The sequence below is a fragment of the Nitrobacter vulgaris genome (genome assembly GCF_031453995.1).
Lineage (GTDB): Bacteria > Pseudomonadota > Alphaproteobacteria > Rhizobiales > Xanthobacteraceae > Nitrobacter > Nitrobacter vulgaris.
In genome coordinates, this window is the sequence record NZ_JAVDPZ010000068.1 from 1 (window position 1) to 7,856 (window position 7,856).

The following is a 7,856-nucleotide window of genomic DNA, read 5'->3' on the forward strand; positions in this document are numbered from 1 at the left end:
GGGAGGATTACAACCAACACCGACCACATTCGGCACTCGGCAACATCACACCCGCCGAGTTCGCAACGAAATCCACGCTGGAAAAACAGGCCGCATAAGGCCAAAACGAAACCCAGGACTCTCCCTCAAGCTGGAGGAGACTAGGGTCCCAGGTCAACAGGTGTCGATCGGCTCACTCGGGTCGCACTGGTGAATCAAGGCCGACGCTTCGAATGCCGTCCAGAGCGGCATCTTGCACCAGACCTCATAAATTTCGACCAGGTCTTCCTGTTCTTCTTCGTACCACTCTTGAGACATCTGAATCCGGAGGCTAGTCAGCGGGGGGCGCTGGATAGAACACAAACCCGAGTACCACTTCGGAATAGATCAGGGTATCCGCGGACTCACCGGAAAGAGCTGATCTCGCACGCGCCAAACTGAATTGAGATCGAGTTTCTCTCCCTTGAACAGGACTTTCTTTCTCGCGTTACTCCGCTTAAAGTAGTCACTCATATTCATCCAATAGATTCGATCTCCTAGACTTTCATCTTGGAGGAGAAGCACGGAATACACATCAGTCCTCAAGCGAATCCATTGACCAAGGTGAGCCTCAGTCCTAACGTCAAATCGGATTTTACCGCCTCGGATCCGGACGTTTTCGAAAGTATTTCCAAACCTCAGCTGAATGTATATTTTCTTACCGTCAAAACTTCCAGAATCGCTTCTGAACAATATTTCGCCGTCGATACCATCCCTTGATCCATTCAGCGCGCGGAATTGCTGGTTTGCGTCGGCGCAAATGGTCATTACATGGCCAATGACACCTTGCTCCACCGACTGTTCGTCACGTTCAAATTTTTCTCGCGCCTCCAATTTCGTGACTTGACGCGCTATTGGTGTGGAAGCGAGCCGTTCTTCGACGTGATCGAAGAAGATCACGCGGGCATCGCAGTTCTGGCATGTGATGAAATCTCGGCCGGCCTCCAAGCGCTTCCGGATCATTGCTGCATTGTCAACCGCCTGGCCGCAATCTTTGCACACATATCTTCGCTGACGTTGTAAACCGCGAGCATACTTGTCCAAGTGACGTTGAACGAACTCGATGAAGATCACTTTTAGTTCGTCGGGAACACCCGCATCGAAAAAGACACTGAGTTTGCCAACCCCGTCGCCTAGTGGTTGAAAAATGACGCCGACTATCTGCCCCTTCGTTGTTGCGAACTCCGCAGCGTTGCGCCACAACTCCCTCTGATCGAAGATGCGGCTATACCAGGCTCGGACAACGAGCGTTGTGTAAATTGTCTGCAATTCGCCAGTAAAAGTATAAGATATAAAGATTTCCGGATGGCGAGGAATCTCGCGGTCTCTTCGGTATTGGGACGGAAAGATGAGGAGAGTTGCTCCGTTTTCTACCTCGCGAATGCAAAGCGAATGATCCAGTAGGGTTTGAACAAGGGCGCGTAGAAGCAATTCCTCGTCTGCCCTCGATATCAAGCGGTCAACGCCAAAAAAATCGAACCCCTCGCTGTAGATCGATTCCTCTGTAATACAGCCAATTTCGTCCTTGTGAGTTCGTGCGGCGCGAATTATGGCGCTCGCGTAGCTATTCAAAATGTCGGGCCTCAGAACTATGAGATCACCGAAACGAAGGGGACGAACGAGGCCTTGATTGGCGAGCAAGGTGACTGCAGTGCGGACGATACCCTCTCCAAATCGTTCCTCCGGCATTTCCTGTTCGATACGCTGATTTAGTTCGGAGAATCTTAGCAAACGGATCTCTTCGTCATCGCGCATTGCTACGACTGTATCCTTCATTTTGGCAAGCAGGCGCGGAGTGAAAGTAGACGGCATTTCATCCCAAGGGATAGATCGGGCAATGGCTTCCTTTAGTTTTGACGGTCGGCCTGAGTTCTGGCTATCCGAGCAGTTATCTCCGCGCTTGGCGCTCACTGGAATGCAATCTAAGAAATCATGCTCTTTCACAAATCGATCGATCTTGCGGTCACTTATGGTCATTCCGCCGACATCGACTCGAGTAGGAATTAGAAGCTTGGCGATCTTGCGATCGGAACCCTCATAGGAGCCTGCGGATTCCAGCGCCTTCAGCCAATCGATCGATTCAGCAAAAGGATCGTTTTTTTGCGGATTAATTAGGAGCAGAGCAAGAGCTGTTTCCTCGAAGTAAAGCTGGTGAACCAATCGGTAGTCAGGCTGCCCGGCGAAATCCCAAAGCAAAGCTTCGCGTTCGACGTAGTCCGATTTTTCAACAGGAAGATCAAGCTTCCAAACCTTCATTCCATGCGTAGACTCGGTGGCGACGAATTGGTCCTGAACTAATCGGTGCGCGAGTGTCGTCTTCCCCACACCACTCTCGCCAACTAGCGCCACTTTTGCATTGACGTAGGTCCGGACGGCTACAGCTGACTTAAGAGGAAGTGCCTCAGGGTGGATGGCTAGAATTTCGATCGTGTTATCTGCGCCAGGAGTGGCAAGCAGTTCGCCTTCCGGATTGAAGGCAATCTTGGTCATGAGGCAGCTTGAAGAGTCTCGTGGAGTAATTGACACCAACCGCCAAGTGGCCGTGTTCCAAAACTGAAGTTCACGAGAAGAGTAAGATGCCAAAAGACCGTGCTTTGCCGATAGCGACAACCCGCTCACGCCTTCAGTGTGGCCCTCAAGAATATGAAGATGCCTGCCTGACTCAGCTTCCCAAATTCGGATGGTTTTGTCTTTTGATCCAGAAAACAGATACTTGCCGTCGTTGCTCCAAAGCAATGACCACACCGTTTCGGAATATAATACGAGAAGTTGCTTCCCGGTTTGCGCGTGGAAAACAGCAAACTCGCCTGACATCCGGGAAATAGCGAGCTTTTCCTCGTCAGGAGACCATGCGATGCAATTTACCGGAGAGCCAGTCGCTTCAACAAAGGTGGAGATCTGTTGCGTTCTCAAGTCTATCCGCCATACCTTCCCATCTCGGTCGCCGATGAAAACCCATTGTCCACTTGGAGACCATTCGCTGACCACAGCGTCTGTAATTAGCTTGAACGAACGGCGTGACTCGGTGGGAGACCACAATTGGGGCGCTGCGAGGAGTGCGGTTGATATTATCTGGCTCGAGTCGGGCGACCAACTCAGATGCCAAACTTCTTCCTTCCCTTGCCTGAACACACGACCCGGACGATTTGAAAAGGGTAACCACAGCCTCGCCGTTCCGTCTTGACTAGCGCTCGCCAACAGCTTTCCGTCTGGCGACCACGCTAACGTATGCAAGTGATCGGTGTGGCCTTTCAACGTGGCGAGCTTCTCAATGCCGTCGCGAATGCGGGTTTCTGCTGCGATTGGCGGTGGCTCGCTGGGACCTTCGTTTGATCGGGAAGGACTGTGACCGCTCACGTTTGCGGGAATCTTGTTTGTCGCTTTGATGTCGCATGCGGTCAGGAGTTCTTGAAACGATTGTTCGGTGCTTCGTCTGTAGTCGACGAACTTGTAACGACGTATCGTGTCCGGCAGATCGCACTCGCTCAACTTTATAGGAATGAAGCGACGATGCTTGTTTGTTGGATCGCGGAATAAGACGGTGCCACGTTCAAGCGCCACCCAGTTTGAGTTCAGGGCTGCTTGCGACAAGCAAAGTACGAGAACCCGCGACTTCTGAAGACCCTCTTCGATTTTGAGGTAAATGTCCTCTCCATATTTGATCGACCATTCATCGAACCAAACACGAGCGCCCGCGACCCGCAATCGCTCCGCGATTTGACGGACTCGTGGTTTGTCTGCCGAGTTATGGCTCAGAAATACGTCAAATAAGAAGTTAGCCTCCATCAGAGTGTGCTCGCCGTTGTTGGCTGGTCGGTGAAGCATGCGCATCGGTTTGCATCAATGGCACGAACTTCTTTGCTGAAGCTCCATTTACAAATCTGTCGCAAATTAGGTCGATGTTCCGCTTTTTCTCGATTTCGTTCGAACCTAGCCTAGCCAGATCGGCAATCGCCAATTCATTGGCGTTGTCCAGAGCAAACCGACCGTGATCCGCTTTGAAGTCGACTCGGTGAAGTCGACAATCGAGCAATAGACTCGCTTCTGCTTGAGCCGCCTCGACCTGCGCCTCCATCATCAAGTCTACGAGACCAATATTCCACTTGAGAGCACTAGCTCTACTATTCCGGGCTATGCTGAATGGCTCGGTCGTTGTACCAATGCTTAGAATATTGATTTCGCTTAAGGGCTGCCTGAGCACCGCTGCTGCCTCGACCAAGGCAATCATAACGGTGCTGTTTGCCCACACTCCGCCATCCACAAATCGACCGTCTCGATCAGTCCTGGCCGCAGCGAAGTAAGTTGGAGCCGCTGACGTCGCCAAAGCAACATCGATCGCGGCAGTTTTCACGTCATTCACTAGGCCGGCAGCATGGGCAGTTTTGAAAACGTAAATACGGCCCCCAACAGCATCATAGGCGGGTATAACGAGCCGACATTTAGATTCCCCGAAGCTGCGTTTGCCTAGGACGTTCGATAGCTCTTGTCGGAGAATGGTTTGAGAATGTTTTGGGCCGACAAAAAGTTGTCGAATGAGTGCTGTGGACCTCTCTAACAAGCCGGTGGACGGAAAGATTCTTGGGCCTCGATCGCGGTAGAATGACAGGAGGCTCTGAGCGGAATGTCCAAGAGCGAGGCCTATGGCAACAATTCCGCCAGTAGAAGTACCAGCGATCAGGTCAAAGTGATCAATAATAGATTTGTTTGTGAGATTTTCGATTCTTGCCAAGGCGGCGGCGGTAAACACCCCTTTGATGCCGCCTCCGTCGAGACACAGAATCCGAAACATGAGGATGCCAAATCAACCAAGATTATGAGTTTCCGCCTGTTCAACCAGCAGGTTAAGCGATTTGGCTTGCGTGCACAACCATCGGTAGCCCGCATCGGTACAGAGTAAGGGCGCAGGTCTCTACTCGCAACCATCCGAGGACCGCTCCGGAACAGGTTTAATTGGCTTTCGCGAGCCCGGCCACGCACCTTGTTTCTCAGCTATTTTCGATGGCCGGCCCCCGCAAAATCTATGCCAAGCTTCCATGAGCCTGCGGCGTTTCTCCAGGGCGTCACCACGTCTATACGCACGTTCGGCTTTGTCCCCAACTATGTGCGCAAGTGCAGCTTCCGCGACCTCTCGCGGGAACGCAGTGGCATCGCCGGCCCAGTCTCGAAACGATCTGCGGAATCCATGGGGGGTGCGTCCACCTGCATCCGTTCTAGGACGCTTCCATTGAGGTCTCGGACAGTGGCTTGCCTTGCTTCCCCCCGGGAAAGACGAACTGGCCCTCCTCGGTGCGCAGGGGTTTCATGTGCCGCAAGATTTGAATTGCCTGGCCGGTGAGCGGAACACGGTGTTCGCGACCACCCTTCATGCGGGGGCCTGGGACGATCCAGAGTCGTTCATCGAGCGATAGCTCAGGCCAGACGAGACCGAATACTTCGCCGGAACGCGCCAAACGTTGATTCAAATCAAAGTCAAAGCATGATCAGTGATTGTATTGTTACTTTTCTCTCGTGACGCTCTTATGAGGTTATGCTTTTCATGCCGAGTGAAACGGTTTGGCTACTGCCATCGAGCCAAATTTTTATTATGCTTCACCGCGAGGTGAAATACAGCGCCGCTACAATCCTAATTAGTTTCAACTTTTCTGGGCCCTGCATATCGGGCTCGGCTGCATCAACTAAATCAATAGGTGAGAGGAGTAAAAAGATAAACCGCATATTGACGCTCATGATTTTTGCCTTCTGCTTATTTGGAGGCATTCTGTCGGCGAATGCGCAGTCGACGATTGTGTGTAGAGGGTACAACCATTGTCCTTCCAGGTGCGATATTTGCATCGACTGTGCGTACTCCTATGCAGCTTGGGCAGAGAAAGCCTGCAAGGTCTCCGGTACGTCCGAACCAGCAAAGTACATGGCAAGTAAGATGCGCTCCTCCAAAACGTGTACGAACCGAAATGTTTGTGAAGGCGCGTGCGATTTAGAGGACTACAAGATAACTTGTAAGTAGCAAAAATTGATGGAGGCGCGCCCTTCGAGCCACCGCAGGGCGAATTGGTGAGTGTCATGCCCGATAAAGGTCCGGAAAAGCTGCTGCTCTTCATCAGTCACAAGCATGAACATCGATCCATCGCCGATGCTCTGCGGAGTTTCATTGAAACGACTACGGGGGGCAAGGTTGAGGTTTTTCAATCCTCTTCGGAGCAAGCCGTCGGACCACGACTAGGGTTTTTGTTGAACAAAGAACTGAAGACCGCCTTATGGAGAGCCGGTGCATTCGTAATGATTTATACACACCCTAGTCTCGACTGGAGTTACTGCATGTACGAGTATGGTGTCGCCAACAACCCGGATAGTCCGGATACGAGGATCATTCTACTCCAGTGTTGTGACGCCGTACCTTCATTGTTCCATGGCCAAGTCAACGTTAATCTGCGCAATTTAGTAGACATCCAGAAATTCACTAATGAACTCTTGACCACCCCCAATTTTTTCCCGGGCAACGGTGCTATCACTCAGCATCAGTCCAATGGCCAGATAGTGGCAGCCGCGGCCGCAGACTTGTTCCAGAAGCTTCAACCTTTGTTGCCACCCCCCAGGCCCGTCACCCATGAGGAGTGGCCAGCTTATCCCTTTCTCCAACTTCAACTCGACCTGAAGCACGTCGAAGCCATTAAAAATGGACCCGGTGTGACGCGAATTGATTCCAACTCACCGCCTAATGATCGTCTGCGGCTTATATTTGAGGTGATCCAAAAAGAGGCCGTAGTAACTGGTAGCGATACATATACGCAGCATCTGTTCGCCTCCCCTGCCTTTGAGCAAGGGACGAACCTTGAGACGCTGGCGAAGATTTGTATGGACAACGAAAAGAGTAAGTCGACCCCGCCTTGGATCGAGTCTCTGTGTAGGCAAATCGCACAAGCCGCACGGTGGCAATTCCCTCCTGTCATCTGGGAATTGATGCATGGCGTTAATGATGACGCGTGGTATGCCCCGGCTGTAACGCGCGTCCGGCGTTTGCCAGGACAGCATATTCAGTTTGATATTTACTTTTTTAGATTCGAGGTAGCCCCGACAAGGAAAGGTCGTAAGGTTAGTCACGGTCGCCTCGCCGCCATCGAACGAAAGCCCGCTCGAGGCCAGCGAGCCACCCGTGCGACCCTGATGAAGGCCAATACAAGGTAACTGCGCGACAATCTATCTAATAGAGAGCGTGGCCCCGCTTGTTTGAACATCGCCCCGCGGAATTTAAGTGGATTCCTGCCGGGTTACGCTGAGCGCGGGGCTTTGCGATTTTGCTGCGGCGTCGGGATGGCGTAGCCCGACCTGTCCTTATCGCAAATCAAATCCGGGTTTATTGATGATGCAGTCCCCCCAGGATCGGATGGCAGATAATGCGTCCAGCTGTCTCGGCGACTGACCTGAGACCCTGAACTTCTTCCAGAATTGGGTAGAGTCCGTCGATCACGGAGATGGACGATGCGAGCCTCGCGGTTCACTGAGGAACAGATCATCGGGATGCTGAAGGAGCAGGAAGCCGGAGCGAAGACGGAGGTCTGCCGCAAGCGTGGCATCTCGGCTGCGACCTTCTACAAGTTCAAGGCGAAGTTCGGCGGGATGGATGTGTCCGACGCCCGTCGCCTGAAGGCGCTGGAGGACGAGAACGCCCGGCTGAAGAAGCTCTTGGCCGAGCAGATGCTCGACAATGCGATCCTGAAGGATGTCACCTCAAGAAAATGGTGACGCCTGTCAACGGCGGAGCAAAACCAAGCCACGGAGGCGGAGTAAAAGCAGGCCAGTCTGGGCGCGGCAGAGGCCGCTCGCGAAGCGCGCTTTTCCCT

At 52.5% G+C, this 7,856-nt stretch carries 6 protein-coding genes and 1 pseudogene; 3 read left to right on the top strand and 4 right to left on the bottom strand.

All coding sequences use genetic code 11. From position 1 onward, the window contains the following. Nucleotides 1-98: integrase core domain-containing protein (locus GGQ85_RS20270; RefSeq protein WP_309776022.1), on the top strand; the 98-nt coding region annotated here is incomplete at its 5' end. Nucleotides 99-153: 55 nt separating this feature from the next. On the opposite strand, the gene GGQ85_RS20275 is transcribed toward GGQ85_RS20270, so the two are convergent. The 4 genes from GGQ85_RS20275 to GGQ85_RS20290 all read right to left on the bottom strand — a co-directional run bounded on the left by GGQ85_RS20275 (nucleotide 154) and on the right by GGQ85_RS20290 (nucleotide 5,468). Further along, nucleotides 154-297 carry a hypothetical protein gene (locus tag GGQ85_RS20275; RefSeq protein WP_309776017.1) on the bottom strand — a complete coding sequence of 48 codons (144 nt, stop codon included), beginning with the start codon at nucleotides 295-297 and terminating at the stop codon, nucleotides 154-156. Nucleotides 298-366: 69 nt separating this feature from the next. Next, nucleotides 367-3,849, bottom strand: coding sequence for a TIR domain-containing protein (locus GGQ85_RS20280; protein ID WP_309776018.1), 3,483 nt, complete (start codon nucleotides 3,847-3,849; stop codon nucleotides 367-369). Further along, the gene (locus tag GGQ85_RS20285; RefSeq protein WP_309776019.1) at nucleotides 3,794-4,807 is read right to left on the bottom strand and encodes a CBASS cGAMP-activated phospholipase; all 1,014 of its coding nucleotides are present in this window, start codon (nucleotides 4,805-4,807) and stop codon (nucleotides 3,794-3,796) included. The genes GGQ85_RS20280 and GGQ85_RS20285 overlap by 56 nt, the downstream gene beginning before the upstream one ends. 421 nt (nucleotides 4,808-5,228) lie before the next feature. Then, on the bottom strand, nucleotides 5,229-5,468 hold the full coding sequence (locus GGQ85_RS20290; protein WP_309776020.1) for a tyrosine-type recombinase/integrase: 240 nt from the start codon (nucleotides 5,466-5,468) through the stop codon (nucleotides 5,229-5,231). A gap of 610 nt (nucleotides 5,469-6,078) precedes the next feature. On the opposite strand from GGQ85_RS20290, the gene GGQ85_RS20295 reads away from it, so the two are divergent. Together GGQ85_RS20295 and GGQ85_RS20300 are read left to right on the top strand one after the other, a co-directional pair. Continuing rightward, nucleotides 6,079-7,200 carry a toll/interleukin-1 receptor domain-containing protein gene (locus GGQ85_RS20295; RefSeq protein WP_309776021.1) on the top strand — a complete coding sequence of 374 codons (1,122 nt, stop codon included), beginning with the start codon at nucleotides 6,079-6,081 and terminating at the stop codon, nucleotides 7,198-7,200. A 294-nt stretch (nucleotides 7,201-7,494) separates the two neighbouring features. Next, a pseudogene (locus tag GGQ85_RS20300) lies at nucleotides 7,495-7,752 on the top strand (transposase); the annotation flags it as partial. Nucleotides 7,753-7,856 lie beyond the last annotated feature (104 nt).